This is a genomic window from Allobosea sp. FG18, assembly GCF_057809495.1.
Window position 1 is genome coordinate 19396 of record NZ_JBMDKB010000011.1, and the last position, 18742, is coordinate 38137.

Here is an 18742-nt window from a genome sequence, read left to right on the forward strand (position 1 = left end):
CAGCGACCGGGAACGTCCCGACGCATTTCCACCATACGAAAGCCGCCCCGCCGATCAACCACGATCCACCTCTCGGGCCTGTGAACGGGGTGCTTTGGAAACCGGTGTTGCAGGCGAGCCACGCTTTGACCGCCGAAATTCACCAAGCATTAACCGCAACGGCACCGCACAAGCGGTTTTTGCCTTGCGAAGCCGGGGAATCGCTCCACCGGAAATCGAATTCGGGCCGAATCTCTCTAGAGCCCGATTCCCGGAGGAAGCCTGCTCAGTATTCCCACTCGGCCCCGATTCCGACAGCGGCGCTGCCATCCGCCCCGGTCTCGGCCTGGAGCTTCAGGCGCTTGGTCACGTCGATGCCGACCGAGACGCCGCTATCCTCCGGCTTGGAACCGACCTTCACGCCCACCGAGATGTTGTCGCTGATATAGCGCGAGGCCCCGACGGTCGGCCCGCCCGCACCCATCTGGATGTCGAGATTGTCGACGCCGAGCGATTTGCGCAGCCGCTCGAAGGTATCGTCGCCACCGCCACCGGCGAACTGCGCCGCCGCCTGTGCGAGCTGCAGGGCCTGGAACGGCGAGAGCGAGCCCGAGGCACGGGCGAAGAGCAGCCGCGACAGCACTTCATCCGGCGGCAGTTCGGGCTGCGACGTGAAGGCGAAGACCGGCTGGTCGGCCGGGCCGCTGATGATGATCCGGGCGGTGACGTCGCCCGCACTGGTCTGGGCGATGAAATCGAGATCGGGAATCAGCCCGCCGGCGAAGGTCAGCCGGCCGCGGCTGAAATCGAGCCGCTGCGTCAACACGCTGAGCCGCCCGCGGCGCAGTTCGAAGCCGCCGTCCAATACCGGCGCCGAGGAGGTGCCGCCGACGCGGATCTCGCCGCCGAGCTCGGCATCGATGCCGCGACCGCGGATGAAGACCTTGTTGGGAGCGGAAACCGTCAAAGCGAGCGTGGCATCGAAAGCCGGCGCGGGGCGGCCACCGCGCCCCTTGGCCTTCTGCGTCTTGCGAGCAGCAGCGAGCCGTGCGGCGGCAGCGCCCTTCGCATTCACATGCTTGATGCCGTCGACCGGCCGCAGCGTCGCCGGCAGACGATCCGGCACGGAGACTTCGAGCGAGGCGATGTCGACCCGGCCACTGAGACGCGGGCGCTGCGCCAACGGCCCGGTGATCTCGAGGTTCAGCCCCGCGACCGCCGTCACCAGCCCGCTGGAGACGAGCTGAGCGCGATCGCCGCGGATGCGGATATTGCCGGGAAAGCCGGCGACCGGGTCGACTTTGACCTGCCCGCTCGCTGAGATCGTCCCGCCGTTCGGCGTCTGGGCGGAGGCGCGCTCGATCGTCAGGTTGTCGCCATTGGCGGCGATCCGTGCCTCGATGGCGTTGAAGCGAATGCCTTGCAGGGCGTCGGTGAAGCTGCCGCCCGACAGTGTCGCGTTGCCGCTGAGGCGCGGGGCCGAGGCGGTTCCGCCGGCACGCATATCGAGAGCGACCGCACCCGTGACGCGCTGGCCGCTTGCAGCGAGCATGGTGTTGGCGAGCGCCGCGTCGACGCGCCCCTGGGCCGCGATATCGAGCGGGCCGGTGGCGTTGAGCGGCGCGGTGCCGCGCAAGGTCAGGCTCGCGCCCTTTCCGGCATTGATGGTGGCGGAGATGCCGGCGGCATCGCCCTTGAGCGCGCCCTCGCCCTGGATTTCGACCGGCGGCAGGCCGGCCTGCCGGGTTTCGGGTGTGACAAGCTGGGCGATCCTGAACTTCCACGGGCCGGAGAGATCACCCGGCCGACCCTTGACCTGTGCCTCGGCGTTCAGCGTGCCGGCGAGCTTCAGGCTGGGCACCGCAATGCTGGCGGCGGAGAGTGGCACGTCGCGGGCCGCGAAGCGCAGGTCGAGCGTCTCGCCAGCGCGGCCATCGAGCGTCACCCGCCCCTTGTCGATCAGCAGAGCCAGATTGGCGATCTCGACACCGGAAGCCGAGAAGCTGAACGCGGCAGGGTTGGCCAGCGTGATCGCGCGGCCGTCGCGGCGCGCGTCGAAGGAGGCAAGTTCCAGTTTCAGCGGCTCGCCGGGAACGAGGCGACCAGCGCCCTTCAGCGCGAAGCCGCGAGCATTGGCGCTCAGCGTGAAAGCGCTGGCATCGGGCGCGCCCTTCGAATCGAAGCGAATGCCACTGATCGCCTCGCCGGCCGCAACGGCGCGATCGATGGCGATGGCGGCATCGAGCATCGGGCGGCCATAGATATCCTTGGCATTGGCGCGGGCATCGAACTTGTCGATGCTCAAGGACGGGCCAGCGAGCCGCGAACCGCGAGCGGTCAGGTCGATATCCTGCCGGCCTTCCGGCGCCGCCAGCACGATATCGACATCGAGCTGACCGCCGAGCTTGGTCAGTGCCAACGCCGAGAGATCGTCGAGATTGCGGGCGGCGAGCGTCAGGCGCCCGGCGGCGCGGCTCGCCGGATCGAGCGTCAGGCCGCCATTCAGGCGGATGGAGCCGAGCGTGAAATCGAGCGTCGAGAGATTCCAGCCATCATCGGGCTGGCGCGCGAGGCGCAGCGAACCGCTCGCGGGCTTGGAATCGACCTCGCCAGACAGCGTGACGCTGGCATCGAGCGCGCCCTGCAGGTCCTTCGCGACAGCGTCGATGGTCAGGCGCGGAATCGGCCGGGCGAGTGCGGTCGCATTGGCGACGGCGATGCGGGCCGTGGCGTCGAGCTTGTTCTGCGGGCCGGTGATCTGCGCGGTGACGTCGCCGCGGCCGGAGAGGCGCTGATCGGCGCGCTTGAGATCGGGCAGGTTCAGCGCGAGCTTCAGGTCGGATTGCTGCTGGCCGATCGAGCCGTCTGCGGTGAAGGCAGCATGCTGGCCCGCCACGCGCAGGCCGGTCACGTTATAGTCGCCGGCGAGCGCGTTGACGCGGCCGGCAAGGGTCAGGCTGCCGGCGAGAAGGCGATCGAGGGCCGCGTCACCGGTGGCGAGGCGCTCGGCCTTCCCGGCAAGCGTCGCCGCGTAGTTGTTCAGGCGCGGCGTCGCATCGACATCGGCGGTAATATCCGCCCTGCCCCCGAGCGGGCGCCCGGCGAGACCGCTCAGCCGCGCGAGATCGGGCAGCGCCGCCTTGAGCTGACCGAGCATACGCGCCTGGCCGAGCTTACCCTTGTAATCCAGTTCGACACCGGAGAGGGCGAGCTTCAGCATCTCGAAATCGGCGGTGCCGTCATCCTGCCCGGTGCCGCGCAAGGTGAAGGTGACCTTGTCGCCGACCGCGCGCATCAGCGCCTTGTCGGCCAGCACGATCCCGCTGGCCTCGCCGTCCGAGGTCAGGGCGATGCGGGTGCCGGGCTCACCGATGGTGCCGGTCGGCGTGGCATTGAAGGCGAGCGCGAGCTTGCCGAACTGGCCCGCGGGCAACCTGGCATCGCTTGCGTCGAGCTTCGCGACGACGGTCGGGCCAGCCACCGGGCCGCGGATCGCCGCGTCGAAGGCGAGCTTGCCGATTTCGGTACCGGACGCGACCGTGCGGCCATCCGCATTGGGGCGGGAGGCGGCCGTCACGCGCAGATCGAGCGTCTTGTCGGGATTGTAGCGGCCGAGCACGTCGAGACGCGCCAATGCCGAGACCAGCGCGAGATTGCGGATATCGATGCCGCTGTCGTCGCGGAAGCCGACCGCGCCGTCGAGGCGGGTCGAGCCGGCGAAGACCGGCGCCACCGGCGCCGGCATCAGCCCTTCGATGCGGGCATCGAGCGCGAGCGCGAGCTGGCGTTCGGCACCCGAGCGCGACAGCGTCGCAGAGCCATCGGCACCGATCGTCGGACCGGCCGTGAAAACGAGGCTGGAGCGGAAGGCATCGAGCGGGCCGTCGCCGGTCACGTCGAGCTTGACCGGGGGCTCGCCGGGCAGGCCCGCGACCTTGGAGATCAGGCCACCCGCCGGCTCGTCGAGCTTGGCCGCGAGCTGCAGGCGCGTGCTTTCGGGCACGAAGGACATGGTGACGTCGAAGAGCCCGCCCATATCGAGCCGCTTCGCCTCGAGCTTGAGGTCGAGCCCTTCATTCGGCGGCCCCAGTCGCGCGGCGCCATTGGCGCTCAAGCGGGCGGCAACGCCGAGCACGGGTTCGCCCAGCGCCAGTTCGTTGAGCTGGAGCGCCCGGATGATCACCTTGAGCGGCAGCTCCGGCAGGATCGGCTCGTTGCTCGGCGGGGCTGCACCCGCCGGCTGCGGCGCGGGCTTGCGCAGGATTTCAAGCTTGCCGATCTCCAGCCGGTCGACATCGAGCCGGCGTAGCAGCAGCGCACTGCGGGTCCAGATCAGGCGAACGCGGTCAAGGCGCAGCCAGGCGCCGTCGCGATCGGAGAGGACGATGTCGCGGATCTCGACATCGGAGGAAAGTGCGCCGTTGACCTGGCCGATCGAGACCTGGCTGGTGCTGCTCGACAGCGCCTTGGAGATCAGGTCGGCGATGACGCCGCGATCGGTCTGGGCATTCTGGGCGAAGCCGCCGAAATGCGCCGAGAACAGGAAGCCCGCCGTCAGCAGCAGGGTAAAGAGCGCGAGGCGCGGAACGGTGAAGAGCCGGCGCATCAGAAAGCCTGCCCGATGCTGACATAGAGCGCGACCGGCTTGTCACCCTTGCGCGGATTGAGCGGCGCGGCGATGTCGACCCGGATCGGCCCGATGCCGGTATAGTAACGGAAGCCCAGACCTGCGGCCATCTGCAGCTTCTGCTTGCCGTCCGGCAGGCTCGATTCGAAGGCGGTGCCGGCGTCGAAGAAGGGCACGATTCCGATCGTATCGGTGATCTTGATGCGTGCCTCGGCCGAGAGTTCCAACAGGCTGCGTCCGCCGATGATCTGCTGGTAGGGTCCGAGCGGCGACAGGCTACGATAGGCATAACCGCGCACGGAACCGCCGCCGCCGGCATAGAAGCGCCGCGTCGCCGGAATCTCGTCGAGGCTGGCGCCGGCAACAGAGCCGAAGCCGATGCGGCCGGCGAGGATGTAACGGGCGTCTTCGTCGAGCGCGTAATAGGCGGAGACCGACGCCTTGGTCTGGTAGATCCCGACAGTCGAGCCGAGGAAGGTCGGATAGGGCGTGAAGGAAGCCGTCGCGCGATAGCCGCGCGTGGGATCAAGCAAGCTGTCGGTGGAATCGTATTTCACCGAAAGGGGAATGCCGACGAGAGTATAATCCACCTGCCCGAGCACGTCGCTGGTCTGACCGCGCTCGACCTCGATGCCGCCCTGGACCGAGAAAGTATCGCTGAAGCGGTTGCGGATCGCCGTCGTGACGTTGGCGTAGCGGGCGGTGTAGCCGCCATAGCGGTTGAGGCCGACGCGCTCGCGCGTCGCGACGCCGTCGAGCAACAGGTCGTTGCGGCTGCCGCCGAGGGCCGGCTTCATGAAGCTGAAGGCGAAGCGGCCGCCGAGATCGGATTCCTTGAAATCGCCGAAGCGCTGGATCTTGGTACCGTCGATGCGCGGCGCAAAGAAGACGCTGGCCTCCAGCCGCAAGCGCTCGGCGCCACCGAACAGGTTGCGGTGCTCCCAATAGGTCTTCACCGCTGGCCCGTCGATCGTCGAATAGCGGGCCGAGAAGCCGAGCAGGCGCTTGGGCCGCTCGGTCACCTCGACGAAGATCGGTAGGTTGCCGGCACCGTCGAGCTTGTCGCCTTCACGGATACGGACGGAGCCGACGGCCGGGATCGTCGCGATCGAGCGGCGGGTGTCAGTCAGGGCCTTCGGCGAATAGGGGTTGCCCGGCTCGAGATAGATGAAGGAGCGCACGACCTCGGGCGGAATCTCGTCGGTCTGCCCGACCGTGATGTCGCCGAAGCCGGCGAGCGGGCCGGGCGCGATGACATAGGTCACATCCATGATGCCGGCGGCATGGTCGACGACGGGCCGGAGTTCGACGACCTTGGCGAGCGGCCGTGACTGTGCCCGCATATGGTCGACCAATGCCGCCTGCGCCGCCCGAAGCGCGGAGGCGGTCGCAGGATCGCCTTCCTTCAGTCGAGAGACCTTGATCGGATCGGTGATCGCCGGGGGACCTGCCTCGTCGCGCTCGACGACGTCGATCCTGCGCAGGCCGAAGATCTTTCCGGGCCGGGCCCGCACCGTGATCGGCACGGCGTCGCGGTTGCGATGGGCTTCGAGCGTCCGCACCAGCGCCGCGTCGGGCTCGGCCCCGACCTTGAGCGAGACACCATCGACGATCAACGTGACATCGGCGTTGAAATAGCCCTGCGACCAGAGCGCATCGAGCATCGGGTTGAGATCGGTCGCCATCCGGCGCGACAGGCTTTCGCCGTCGGGCGGGGCGTCCTGACGCAGCCGATAGAGCAGCGAGGCGTCCTGCAGCGAGCGCGTCAGCGCCTTGGCATCGTCGGCCTCGCCGAGGTCGAATTCGAGCTTGTAGGGCAAGGCAGCAGCGCTCGGCGCCGGCGGCTCGTCCTTCTTGGTGAAGAGGCCGAACACGTCGAGCGACGAGAGATCAAAAGCCCGGGCAGGTTCAGCCTGCAGGCTCAGCAGTGTGGCAAACGCACAGCTGCCGCTCAGCGCGACCGCATGCCTTGCCCTACGCCAGAACCGCATCCACCCTCCAAGCAACCCCCCGCCACGCGCAAATTCATGCCCAAGCCCGCCGCCATCATAGGCAGGCGACAGGCTCGCGCAATGCTCAAGGACTCGAACGTTCCTGCTAACGAAGGGTTAAGGTCACGGTGGCGAGCGGCGAAAGCCGGGTCACGACCTCGCCCTTTCCGGGCGAGAGCACGCCGCCGCAGAGGCTGCCCGTGGTCACAATCTGGCCTGCCTTCAGGCTGCCGAGATCATCGCTCTTGCGGTTCGCCCAGGCAAGGAAGGGTGTCATCGGGTCGCCGTTTCCGTGCACGGCCGGCTGGTCGTAGATCGTCACGCCGTTGAGCGAGATGAAGCAACCGAGGCTGGCCAGATCATCGAGCGTGGCGATGTCGAGTTCCGGCCCGATCACATAGCCGCCATGGCCCATCGCATCGGCAAGCCAGAGCGGAAAGGCGACATTGCCGGACCAGTTGGCGAGGCGGCTCTCGACGATCTCGATGCCGAGATAGGCCTTGTCGCAGCAGGCGAGCAGTTCGGCGCGCGAATAAGCCTGAGCCGGACGGAACGGCACGTCGCGGGCGAGCCGGAGCGCGATCTCGATCTCGATGCGCAGTTCCGCACCGATCGCGCCGCCATAGACATCGCCGGGGGCCAGATAAGGACCGGGCATCAGGCCGGCAACCGCCGTGCCGTCCTCGGCGATGCCGACCTTCCAGCCGGCCTCGGGCAGGCCCAGCGCCTTGCCGACCGCCGCCTGCGCGAGGAGCCCCTCGGAGAGGGTCGCCGGCACCGGCAGTCCCGCGATCTCAGCCAGGGAACGCTCGCGGCGGGCTTTCACCAGCGCATCGCTGATGGTCTCGACGGTGGTCGGCATGGGACTTCCTCTGCATCCGGGCAGCAAGCGTATCGGGCTCCTGCTATCGCAGCAGGCCAGGTGGGACAAGGCGCCTGAACGCACCGGCGCCCGGCATGCCGCCCATGGAACCTCGCCGCGGCTGTTCCGTTCCCCGAGCATGCCCCAGATACTTCATCATTCTCGGCGGGCGTTGCTGCGCGGCTTTGCCGGCCTCGTCCTGTTCGGCTCGGCGGTGCAGGCGCAATCGCCGGTTCCGGCCCAGGAATTCGTGCGCCAGACGGCGATTGTACAGATGTTCGGGATCGAGGCGGCGACGCTGGCGCTGCACAAGACCAGCTCGCCCGCGATCAAAGATTTCGCGCACGCTCTGACCAGCAGGCAGGGCGCGGCGACCAGCGGCCTGCGTCGGATCGTCGCCAAGCGTTCGGACATCGCCCTGCCCGACCGGCCGGACGGGCGCCGGCTCGACCTGCTGCGCGGTCTCACCGACAGGCAGGGGTCCGATTTCGACAGAGCCTATGTCGAAATCCAGCGCAGCACGCATCACGAAGCCGCCTTGCTGATGGAGCGCTATGCCAGCGAGGGCGACGATGCCGAACTGAAGCGCTTCGCGACGCAGTCACTGCCGCTGTTCCGCGAACTCGATCGCAAATCCCAGGAATTGGCGGTCTCGCCATAGGAATGTAGCCACCTCTTCGCGAGGCGAAGACCATTGTCATTCCGTGGCGCAACCCAGGTGCGAACCCGGAACCCACGACTTGGCGAGGCGCTTGACGCGCGGTTGTTGGCCGTTCACCCGGTCGTGGGTTCCGGGTTCTTCGCTCCGCGAAGCCCCGGAATGACAAAGTGGACCGCCATCAGACCTTCGAGCGCCCCCCGGCCTCGCGCTCGTAGACAGCGAGGAAAGCTCTGCCCATCAGCGAGTTTTCGCTGTCGATAAGCTTGCGCAGCGTTGCTGCGCGGATTGCCTGGAGCTGCGGATCGTCAGGCACGGCCGCGGCCGCGAGTTCGGCCAAAGCCACGGCGAGCCGGTTCTGCCCCTGCCCGGCCAGAGCCTCGGCGCGCGCGGCGAGCTTGCGGGCGCCGCCGGCGAGATCGGCAAGCTCGGCGGCCAGCTCCGCGGTGCGGGCCGGCTTCAGATGGGCGGCGTTGCCGTCGAACCAGCCGGCATTGAGATGATAGATACTGCGGACCAAGAATTCCGGATCGTCGTATTTCGGCAGCAGATAGGGCTTCGCGAGATAGCTCGCGGGCACCTTGACCTTGCTCAGGACGTCTTCGAGCGTCGCCCCGGCGTTCATCAGCGCCAGTGTCTCGCGGACGAGATGCTCCAGTGCCTCGGCGCCGTCGCTCAGCATACGCGCCACCCGCTCCGCCCCGAAGACGACGGGGCCGTGGCCGGGGATCAGCGTTTCCGGCTGGAGCGCCTCCATCCGCCGGAGCGCCTGCGCCCATTCGGCAGCGTAGCGCTGGACCTTGCGGGGATTGCCGGCATTGGGGAACACCCAGATGACGAAATCGCCGCTCGCCAGCACGCGCCGCTCCGGCAGCCAGACGAAGGTCGCGTCATCCGTCTCGCCGCGGCCGTGGAAGAGTTCGAGCCCCTCCCCGCCGATCGTCAGCGACAGGGTGTCGTCATAGACCTCGTCCGGGCGGCGCTGGCCGATCGGGTAGACGTAGCCCGGCATGTTGAACTGCTGGCTCTGCACGAGGCTGTTGAAGCCGTGCGAGTCGACATAGCGCTGCATGCGCCGGGCGACATTGCGATGGGCGACAATGCGCGGACATGGCCATCCGCGCGCATCCGCCTCCTCGTCGATCAGCTTGATGCCGCTGGTGTGGTCGATATGGCCATGGGTGAAGATCACGGTGTGGATCGGGCCATCGTCCCAGGAGCGGATGACGTCGAGCGTCTGCCGGGCGGTGTCGGGCTTGGCCGTATCGATCAGCACGAGGCCTTCCGGCGTGCGGATCGCCGTGACGCTGCCGCAGAAATACGTGGTGTGGACGGTGATGATGTTGTCGTCCACCTGCGTGATCGCGCCATGCGAGACTGCAGCCGTCCATTCCTCCATCGCGGCGGAGCCGTCCCAGAGACGCTCGAACAACGGGTCCTGTTTCATGCGGCATCCTCCGGCAAAGCCCTCCCCTGTTTAGCATCAACCGCCGGCCGCGACAGGCCGAACCGGCCGCATGCTGACAGCAGGCGTCAGCGGACGGAACGGTCAGCGCTGCCGCGCAATCCCCGGCAAAGCGGAAGTCTCGGCCGTACCGCGGGTTACGAGCTCTGGACATCCCGCCCCAAAGCCCGGCAAGAAGCGGGCGGGCGCCGCGGCTATCCAAGACCGCGCATGCGACAAGAATCGTCCGGGAGGAACAGGAAATGAAATCGCTCTGGGTCATGGCCGTCGCACTCGGCGCCACGCTCAGCCTGCCCGCGCAGGCACAGGACAAGGTCAAGCTGGTCGACGTCATCGAGTTGTCGGGCGCGGGTGCCGCCGCCGGCACCAACTGGAAGAACGGCACCGACATGGCCGCCGCCGACATCAATGCGAAGGGTGGCATCCTCGGCAAGCAGGTCGAGATCGTCCATTACGACACGCAGACCAATCCGGGGAACACCCGCGCCGCCGTGCAGCGCGGCATCGACGAGGGCGCCTATGCCATCCTCGGACCGATCTTCTCAGGCCCGATCGGCGCCTCCATGCAGATCTCGCAGCGCGCCGAAGTCGCGCAGATCGTCGGCGGCGAGGCGGCTGGCTTCACCAAGCAGGGCAACCCCTACATCTTCCGGACCTCGCTCAGCCAGACGGCCGCGATGCCGAAGATCGCCAAATACCTGAAGGACACCGTCAAGGCCGGCTCGATCGCCGTGGTCTGGGTGAATAACGACTTCGGCAAGGGCGGCCGCGACGCTATCCTGCCCGAACTCGAGAAGGCGGGCATCAAGGTCGCCGTCGACGTCTCGACCGAGCAGGGCCAGGCCGATTTCACCGCCGACGCGATCAAGGTGAAGAACGCCAATGCCGATGCCGTCTTCGTCTATCTGAACGAGGAAGAGAGCGCCCGCTTCCTGCGCGCCGCCAAGCAGCAGGGCATCACCAAGCCGATGATCGGCGAGACGACCCTGCTCGGCGCCAAGGTGCTGGAGTTGGCCGGCGACGCCGCCAATGGCGCCAAAGGCCATGTCGGCCTCTCGACCGACGCGCCGATCCCGGCCCTGCAGGAATTCGGCAAGCGCTACCGCGAGAAATACGGCTTCGCCTCCGACCATAACGGCGTGAAAGGCTACATGGCCGTGTTCATGGTGAAATGGGCGACCGAGAAGCAGAAGAAGCTCGACAAGAAGGGCCTCGCCGACACGCTGCGCGGCGCGACCATCAAGGCGAGCGAGGAGCCGGGCATCCTGATCGACACCGTGATCGAGCAGAACGGCGATCTCGACCGCGAGAGTTTCCTCGCTGAGGTCGTCAACGGCAAGCAGGTGATCAACACCACCCTGCCCCGGATCAAGCCGTAAGCGGCCAGCGGCGAACTCATCCTCGACGTCATCCCGGGCGAGCAGCGCTCGACCCGGGATCCATCGAAGGGCGTCGCGGCTGTATGGATCCCGGAGCTCCGCTTCGCTGCGTCCGGGATGACGCACGCTGATTGAACACGAAACGCTCTCCAACCGAGCGCATATCGCATGGCCGAATTCATCGCCTATCTCATTGCCGGCATCGCCACGGGCGCGATCTATGCGCTCGCCGCGATCGGCTTCACGCTGGTCTGGCAGACCTCGCAGACGATCAACTTCGCGCAGGGCGAATTCGTCATGCTGCCGGCCGTGCTGATCCTGCTCGCGGTCAAGCTCTTCGGCCTGCCGCTCTGGGCCGGCGGACTGCTGGGGATCGCGGTCTTCCTGCTGATCTTCGGCGCGGGCTTCAAGCTCGTCGTGGTCGATCCGATGATCAAGCACGGCGTGCTGCCGCTCGCCATCGCCACCATGGCGCTGTCGATCGTGATGAAGGAAGGCGCCAAGGACGGCTTCTCGGCAGAGGCGCAGAGCTTCCCCTCGCTGGTGCCGACCGACATGATCAATCTGCTGGGCGCCTCGATCTCGCTGCAGCACCTTGCGATCATCGTTGTCGCCTTCGCCGCGATCGGCCTGCTGCAATGGTTCGTCGGCGGCACACGGCTCGGCCGGCAGATGCAGGCGACGGCGCAGAACCCGACCGTCGCGCGCATCCTCGGCATCCCCGTCGAGCGGATGGTGCTACTGACTTTCCTGCTCAATGCCGCGCTCGCGGTCGTCGCCTCGCTTCTGATCTCGCCGATCTATCTGGCGAAGTTCTCGAATGGCGAGACCATCGGCCTTTTCGCGTTCATCGCCGCCATCGTCGGCGGCTTCAATCAGGTGCGCGGCGCGCTCGTCGGCGGCATCCTGATCGGCGTCGCGGATTCGCTGGCTGCCGCCTATGTCTCGTCACAATACCGGCTCGCCGTGCCGCTGGTGCTGCTCGTCGCCATCATCCTGATCAAGCCGGAAGGGCTGATGGGCCGCAAGGAGGAGCGCCGCGTATGAGCGCCCCCGCCGTCCAGAATTCGGTGGCCCCGCGCCGCGCCACCGGCCGGATCGATGCCGCCTTGATCGGCCTCATCCTCGGCGCCATCATCCTCTGGTTCGCGCCGGTCGGGATGGGCCGTTACGGCACCTATGTGCTCTCGCTCTGGCTCGTCATGAGCATCGGCGTGATGGGGCTGAACCTTACGCTGGGCTATGCCGGCCAGACTTCGTTGGCGCAGGCCGCCTTCATGGGGCTCGGCGCCTACACCACAGCGATCCTGACCACGAAATACGGGGTGAGCTGGTATGCCGCCTTCGCGCTCTCGGGCCTCCTGACCTTCGCGGTCGGCCTGCTGCTCGGCTTCCCGGCTTTGCGTGTCCGCACGCATTACCTCGCCTTCGTCACGCTCGCCTTCTCGACGCTGATCTGGCTGGTGCTGCGTAACGAGCAATGGCTGACCGGCGGCGTCTTCGGCATCTCCAACATCAATCGGCCGGACTTTTTCGGCATCAAGCTGTTCGGCGCGCTGGAATTCCACCGCTTCGTCGTCGTGGTCACACTGATCCTGTCGCTCAAGCTGTGGTGGCTGATCCGCAGCCCTTGGGGCCGTGCCTTCACGGCCCTGCGCGAGAACCCGGTGCGAGCCGCGAGCCTCGGCATCGATACCCGCGCCTACACGCTGCTCGCCTTCGCCATCGGCTCGGCCTATGGCGGCTTCGCGGGCGCGCTCTATGCGCCGCTGGTCGAGTTCATCGACCCCTCGCCCTTCTCGCTGTCGCAAAGCCTGTTCCTGCTGCTGATGGTGGTCGCGGGCGGGGCCGGCTATCTCTTCGGCCCCTTCGTCGGCGCGCTGCTCGGCGTCGTGTTGCCGGAATGGCTGCGCTTCGCCGGCTCGCTCTACCTGATCATCTTCGCCGCGATCGTGCTCGCGCTGCTGGTCATCTGCCCGCAGGGCGTCAGCGGCCTGATCGAACGCGGCTGGAATGCGCTCCGGCGCAAGACCGGAGGCGCGCGATGAGCCCGGTCCTCGAAGTTCACGACCTGCACAAGGCCTTCGGTGGCATCAAGGCCGTGAACGGCGTCTCCTTCTCGGTGAACGAAGGCGAAATCCTCGGCATCATCGGGCCGAACGGCTGCGGCAAGTCGACCTTGTTCAACTGCATCCTCGGCCAGCTCGAACCATCGCAAGGCGCGGTGAGGCTCGACGGCCGCGATGTCACCAATATGCGTCCGTCCGCGCTCAACCGGCTCGGCGTCAGCCGCACCTTCCAGCTCCTGCAGGTCTTCCCGGAACTCTCGGTGCGCGAGAACCTGATCCTCGCGGGCCAGGAGCATCAGGGCTCGATGCTCGGCCGGCTGTTCGGCGCGCGCGATGCCGGCCTGTCCGACAAGGCCGAACAGATGATCGGCTTCTTCAAGCTCGGCCATCTGGCGGACGCCAAGGCCGGCGGCCTGTCCTATGGCCAACAGAAGCTGCTCGACGCCGCGATGGCCTTCATGGCCGGCCCGCGCCTCGTGCTGCTCGACGAGCCGGCCGGCGGGGTCAATCTGACCATGCTCGGCGATCTCAAGGAGCGGCTGCGCGCGATCAACGCCGAACAGGGCGCGACCTTCGTCGTGATCGAGCACAACATGGATTTCGTGATGTCGCTCTGCACACGCGTGATCGTGCTGGCCGAGGGCAAGGTGCTGGCCGAGGGCACGCCGGCCGAGGTCCGCGCCAACCCGGCCGTGATCGAAGCCTATCTGGGACACTGAGGAGCGCGGCGATGAGCACACCGATCCTCGAACTCGACGGCGTGGTCGGCGGCTATGGCGCCATGACCATCCTGAACGGCACCTCATTCGCGGTGAAGCGCGGCGCGATCACCACCGTGATCGGACCGAACGGCGCCGGCAAGTCGACCGTGTTCAAGGCGATCTTCGGCCTGCTCAAGCTGCGCGAAGGACACATTCGCTTCGATGGGCGCGATATCACCGGCTGGAACCAGCGCAAGCTCCTCGAAGCCGGCATCTGCTATGTCCCGCAAGGGCGCAACATCTTCCCGGAGCTCTCGGTGCGCCACAATATCGAGCTCGGCACCGTCGCCGCCGGCGCGGGGATCACCGACATGCCGCAGCGGCTCGAAGCGGCGCTCGACCGCTTCCCGGCGCTCCGTCGCAAGGCCGACCAGCAGGCCTCGACGCTCTCCGGCGGCGAGCAGAAGCAGCTCGAGATCGTGCGCGGCCTGCTGCTCGACCCCAAGCTCGTGCTGATCGACGAGCCCTCGATCGGCCTGTCGCCGCTGATGGTGCAGGAGACCTTCGGCATCCTGAAAGACCTTCGGGCCAAAGGCGTCTCGATCCTGATGGTCGAGCAGAACGCCCGCTCGGCGCTGGAGATTTCCGACGAGGGGCTGGTACTCGAACTCGGCCGCACCCGCATGCAGGGGCCGGCGGCGGAGATTTTGGCCGATCCGCGCATCGGCCAGCTCTTCCTCGGCGGAACGCTGACCGACGCGGCCTGACGGCGCAGGCGTCAGGCTTTGACAGCGGCGCCCTCTCCTGTCGGGATGGCGGCGGATACCGAGACCGGAGCCCACCCATGAAGATTCGCGCCGCCGTCCTGAATGCGAGCCCGGTTGCGGCGCCCTATGCGCAGAGCCGCCCGCTGCGGATCGAGGAACTCGACCTCGCGCCGCCTGGCCGCGACGAGGTTCTGGTCCGTATCCGTGCCGCAGGGCTGTGCCATTCCGATCTTTCCGTCATCGACGGCAACCGCCTTCGCCCGGTGCCGATGGTGCTTGGCCATGAGGCGGCCGGCGAGGTGGTCGAGACCGGCGAAGGCGTCGACGACCTGAAGTCCGGCGACCGTGTCGTGATGGTGTTCGTGCCGTCCTGCGGGCATTGCGCGCCCTGTGCCGAGGGCCGCCCTGCCCTCTGCGAACCCGGGAATGCCGCCAATGGGCGCTGCGAGATGCTCGGCGGCGGGCGGCGGCTCTCGACACATGGCCAGCCGGTGCATCACCATATCGGCGTTTCCGCCTTCGCCGAGCATGCGGTGATCTCGCGCCGCTCGCTGGTCAAGATCGAGGCCGATATCCCGCATGAGATCGCGGCGCTCTTCGGCTGCGCGGTGCTGACCGGCGTCGGCGCCGCCGTGAACACGGCGCGGATCAAGGCCGGCGAGACGGTCGCCGTGGTCGGGCTCGGCGGCGTCGGGCTTTCGGCCCTGCTCGGCGCCATCGCTTGCGGCGCCTCGCGTGTCATCGCGGTCGATCTTGCGCAGGACAAGCTCGATCTCGCGCTGGCGCTCGGCGCGACCGATGCCTTCAAGGCCGATACTCCCGATGCCGTCGAAGCCATTCGTGCAGCGACCAAGGGCGGCGTCGACCACGGACTGGAGATGGCCGGCTCGGTCAAGGCACTCGACCTCGCCTATCAGATCACCCGGCGCGGCGGCACGACGACGACGGCCGGCTTGGCCAACCCTGCTCATACGCTGTCGCTCTCGCCGGTCCGGCTGGTCGCCGAGGAGCGGACGCTGAAGGGCTCCTATGTCGGCTCCTGCGTGCCCTCGCGCGATATCCCGCGCTTCATCGAGCTCTACCAGCGCGGCCGGCTGGCCGTGGACAAGCTCTGGACCAGCTCGGGCAGCCTCGACGAGATCAACGAAGGCTTCGACGCGCTCCACGAAGGCCGCACGATCCGCCACATCGTCAGGATGTGACGCGGCTGGAGCGAGGTTTGGGAAGCAACCCTTTCATCGCCGTATCAACGACATAGCGCCCGCTCGTGACAGATTGATTCAAGCTGCGTCGGCTTCGCAAGTGCCGCGTTTCAATCACTCGGGAGACCCTATCACGCACGAACCAGCCGTTCGCGTTTGACTCGGCCGCGCCGGGGCGCTCTTCCTCTCTCGACTGTCTGGGGAATACTGATGTCGAATGCGCTGGAAGGTATCGTCGTGGTCGCGCTGGAGCAGGCGGTGGCCGCGCCGGTCGCGAGCTGCAAACTCGCCGATGCCGGTGCGCGCGTCATCAAGCTGGAGCGGCCGGAGGGCGATTTCGCGCGCGGCTATGACGGCTTCGCCAAGGGCCAGTCCTCCTATTTCGTCTGGATCAACCGGGGCAAGGAATCCTGCCGGGTAGACCTGCGCCAGCCTGACGATCTCGCGCTGGTCGAGGCGATGATCGCGTCGGCCGATATCTTCATCCAGAACCTGGCGCCCGGTGCCACTGAGCGGCTCGGGCTCGGCAGCGCTACGCTCGGGCAGCGTCATCCCCGCCTCATCACCTGCGATATCTCCGGCTATGCGCCGGGCACGCCGCATGAGCGGCGCAAGGCCTATGACCTGCTGATCCAGGCGGAATCGGGCTTGTCCGCCATCACCGGCACCGCCGATTCCGGCCCCTCGCGCATCGGCGTCTCGATCGCCGATATCGCGACCGGACAGGCGGCCTATGCCGCGATTCTCGAAGCGCTGCTGAAACGAGCGCGGACAGGCGCGGGCTCGGCGATTGCGCTGTCGCTGTTCGACACGCTCGCCGAGCTGATGAACGTGCCCTATCTGACGCGCCGCTATGGCGGCATAGAGCCGGCGCGCGTCGGGCTCGCCCATCCCTCGATCGCACCCTATGGCGTGTTCTCGCTCGCCGACGGCGAGGTGCTGGTCTCGATCCAGAGCGAGCGGGAATGGCAGGTCTTCGCCCGCGAGGTGCTGGAAAGCCCGGAACTGGCCGATAATCCGCGCTTCGCCTCCAATGTGCTGCGGGTGAAGGAGCGTGCCCTGCTCGATGGTGAGGTGCAGACGCGGCTCGGCGGGCGGCGCTTCGCCGATGTCACTGCGGCGCTCGATCGGCATGCGATCGCCTACGGTACGGTCTCCAGCGTCGGCGGATTGATCGACCATCCCGCCGCAACCGCCCTGCCCGTGCCGACGCCGAATGGGTCGGTCGAAGTGCTGGCGCCTTCGGCGGTCGTCAATGGGAAGCGGGTCGCGATGCGGCCGGTGCCGGCGCTGGGCCAGCACGATGCGGCACTGCGCGCCGAATTCGCCCGCCAGACCGAGGAAAGCCCGTCATGAGCATCGACATCGCCCGGCTCGCCACTTGGACCGGCAGGACCGAGGAAGCGCAGGACATCGTCACGCCGCGGCTGGTACAGAGCTTCACGGCCACCTTCGGCCGCCATCTCGCGGCTCATGGTTCGGGCGAGGCGCCACTGGCGCTGCATTGGTGCCTGGCGCCGCCGATCTCGGATATCGACGCCTGCGGGCCGGACGGCCATGCCGCCAAGGGCGAGTTCCTGCCGCCGGTGCCGCTACCGCGGCGGATGTGGGCTGGCGGGCGGATCGAGACGCTGGCGCCGCTGCGCGAAGGCGACCATGTCATCCGGCGCTCCCGGATCGGCGACATCGCCTACAAGGAGGGGCGCAGCGGCCCGCTCTGCTTCGTCGCCGTCCATCATGACTACGTGACCGAGCGCGGCGTGGCCCTGCGCGAGCGACACGACATCGTCTATCGCGAGGCGGCGCAGCCCGGCGCCTCTCCTACCGGAGCGTCTGGCCCGGCATCCGATGGCGAGCCGGCCGATCTCGTCTGGGAGGTCGAGGGCAGCCCCCTACTGCTGTTCCGCTACTCGGCCCTGACCTTCAATGGCCATCGCATCCACTACGACGCCCCCTATGCGACGGGGATCGAGGGCTATGCCGGGCTCGTCGTGCACGGGCCGATCCAGGCGACGCTGATCGCCAACATCATCGCGACGCTGACGGACGGCGCGCCGATCCGGCTCGACTATCGGGGCTTGAGCCCGCTGATCGCCGGCGACGTCTTCCGGGTGAAGGCGAAACGGCTGGCCGATGGCAGCGTCAAGGGCTGGACCGAGGGTGTGGACGGGCGCGTGCGCATGGAAGGCTTCCACCGCCCGGCTGATTAATCTTCCTGCTGACTTGCCCCCCTTTGTCATTCCGGGGTTTCGCGCAGCGAAGAACCCGGAACCCACGACCGGGTGAGCCGCAACTGACCGCGCATCGAATGTCTCCCCCAGGCGTGGGTTCCGGGTTCGCGCCTGCGGCGCGCCCCGGAATGACAAAGGTGGGCTCGACCATTGGCTCGACGCCTCAAGCAGGCGCGACGAAGGGCTGCGATATCTCGGCAAAGACCGGCAGCGCCTCCAATCCTGCGGCATGGGCCGCAAGGGCCGGTATGGCAGCGGCATCGACCAGTCCCGGATGCGCCTCGGCGATGAAGCGCAACGCCACCGCTGCCGCGATATCGGCATGGCCGGGCGTCTCGCCGAACCAATAGGGCGTCGTGCGGCCGGCGCGGTCGCGCTCGAGCGCGGCGAGCGCCGAGAGGATCTGGCCGCGGCAACGCTCCGCCAAGACGGCTGAGACCTGCTCGTGCAGGCGCAATTCATAGAACAGGCTGACCGCCTTTTCCGCTGCGCCCATCGCGAGCGCGACGGCGGACAGCGTCTGACGCCGCAGCAGACCGCTACGCGGGCAGAGCGCGCGCTCCGGCCCGGCGAGATCGTCGAGCGCATCGATCATGCCCGCGCTGTCGAACAGCACTTCGTCGTCGTCGAGCACCAGCGTCGGCACCCGCATCAACGGATTGAAGGCGCGGACCTTCTCGCCATCGGCGAAGACGGACCAGGGCCGGTGCTCGAAAGGCAGGCGATAGAGTGCGAGCGTGATGCCGACGCGGCGGACGAAGGGCGAATCATATTGGCCGATCAGGATCATCACGGTTTCCGTTCACCATCT

Annotated in this window: 14 protein-coding genes; 9 read left to right on the top strand and 5 right to left on the bottom strand. The window is 67.6% G+C overall.

Going from position 1 to position 18742, the window contains the following annotated elements:
• Positions 1–265: 265 nt before the first annotated feature.
• From ACODTJ_RS13680 to ACODTJ_RS13690, 3 genes are all read right to left on the bottom strand, one after another.
• The gene (locus ACODTJ_RS13680; protein WP_454657484.1) at positions 266–4585 is read right to left on the bottom strand and encodes a translocation/assembly module TamB domain-containing protein; all 4320 of its coding nucleotides are present in this window, start codon (positions 4583–4585) and stop codon (positions 266–268) included.
• Entirely contained in the window at positions 4585–6597 is a 2013-nt protein-coding gene (locus ACODTJ_RS13685) for an autotransporter assembly complex protein TamA (protein WP_454657485.1), read from the bottom strand. Before ACODTJ_RS13685 ends, ACODTJ_RS13680 begins: the two co-directional genes overlap by 1 nt.
• Positions 6598–6703: 106 nt before the next feature.
• A complete protein-coding gene (locus ACODTJ_RS13690; protein WP_454657486.1) occupies positions 6704–7459 on the bottom strand; it encodes a hypothetical protein in 756 nt (251 codons plus the stop codon).
• On the opposite strand from ACODTJ_RS13690, the gene ACODTJ_RS13695 reads away from it, so the two are divergent.
• Positions 7458–8120 (top strand): DUF4142 domain-containing protein, encoded by a 663-nt coding sequence (locus ACODTJ_RS13695; RefSeq protein WP_488849122.1) that lies wholly within the window; start codon positions 7458–7460, stop codon positions 8118–8120. The two genes, ACODTJ_RS13690 and ACODTJ_RS13695, sit on opposite strands and share 2 nt — an antisense overlap.
• A 178-nt stretch (positions 8121–8298) precedes the next feature.
• Here ACODTJ_RS13695 and ACODTJ_RS13700 read toward each other — a convergent pair whose 3' ends face one another.
• Positions 8299–9564, bottom strand: a complete 1266-nt coding sequence (locus ACODTJ_RS13700) for an alkyl sulfatase dimerization domain-containing protein (RefSeq protein WP_454657488.1) — start codon at positions 9562–9564, stop codon at positions 8299–8301.
• A gap of 260 nt (positions 9565–9824) precedes the next feature.
• Here ACODTJ_RS13700 and ACODTJ_RS13705 point away from each other — a divergent pair, with 260 nt between their 5' ends.
• The 8 genes from ACODTJ_RS13705 to ACODTJ_RS13740 all read left to right on the top strand — a co-directional run bounded on the left by ACODTJ_RS13705 (position 9825) and on the right by ACODTJ_RS13740 (position 17910).
• Entirely contained in the window at positions 9825–10961 is a 1137-nt protein-coding gene (locus tag ACODTJ_RS13705; protein ID WP_488849124.1) for an ABC transporter substrate-binding protein, read from the top strand.
• 168 nt (positions 10962–11129) lie between these two features.
• Complete coding sequence (locus tag ACODTJ_RS13710; RefSeq protein ID WP_454657490.1) at positions 11130–12008, top strand: branched-chain amino acid ABC transporter permease; 879 nt, start codon at positions 11130–11132, stop codon at positions 12006–12008.
• Positions 12005–13009 (top strand): branched-chain amino acid ABC transporter permease, encoded by a 1005-nt coding sequence (locus ACODTJ_RS13715; protein WP_454657491.1) that lies wholly within the window; start codon positions 12005–12007, stop codon positions 13007–13009. Before ACODTJ_RS13710 ends, ACODTJ_RS13715 begins: the two co-directional genes overlap by 4 nt.
• The gene (locus ACODTJ_RS13720) at positions 13006–13749 is read left to right on the top strand and encodes an ABC transporter ATP-binding protein (protein ID WP_454657492.1); all 744 of its coding nucleotides are present in this window, start codon (positions 13006–13008) and stop codon (positions 13747–13749) included. The genes ACODTJ_RS13715 and ACODTJ_RS13720 overlap by 4 nt, the downstream gene beginning before the upstream one ends.
• Before the next feature lie 11 nt (positions 13750–13760).
• Positions 13761–14498, top strand: a complete 738-nt coding sequence (locus ACODTJ_RS13725; protein WP_454657493.1) for an ABC transporter ATP-binding protein — start codon at positions 13761–13763, stop codon at positions 14496–14498.
• A gap of 77 nt (positions 14499–14575) precedes the next feature.
• Positions 14576–15700, top strand: coding sequence for a zinc-dependent alcohol dehydrogenase family protein (locus ACODTJ_RS13730; protein WP_454657494.1), 1125 nt, complete (start codon positions 14576–14578; stop codon positions 15698–15700).
• Between the two features lie 210 nt (positions 15701–15910).
• Positions 15911–17056, top strand: coding sequence for a CaiB/BaiF CoA transferase family protein (locus tag ACODTJ_RS13735; RefSeq protein ID WP_454657495.1), 1146 nt, complete (start codon positions 15911–15913; stop codon positions 17054–17056).
• Positions 17053–17910: an HTD2 family dehydratase gene (locus ACODTJ_RS13740; RefSeq protein ID WP_454657496.1), complete on the top strand. Its 858-nt coding sequence runs from the start codon at positions 17053–17055 to the stop codon at positions 17908–17910. Before ACODTJ_RS13735 ends, ACODTJ_RS13740 begins: the two co-directional genes overlap by 4 nt.
• A 184-nt stretch (positions 17911–18094) precedes the next feature.
• Here ACODTJ_RS13740 and ACODTJ_RS13745 read toward each other — a convergent pair whose 3' ends face one another.
• On the bottom strand, positions 18095–18721 hold the full coding sequence (locus tag ACODTJ_RS13745; protein WP_454657497.1) for a glutathione S-transferase family protein: 627 nt from the start codon (positions 18719–18721) through the stop codon (positions 18095–18097).
• Positions 18722–18742: the final 21 nt, after the last annotated feature.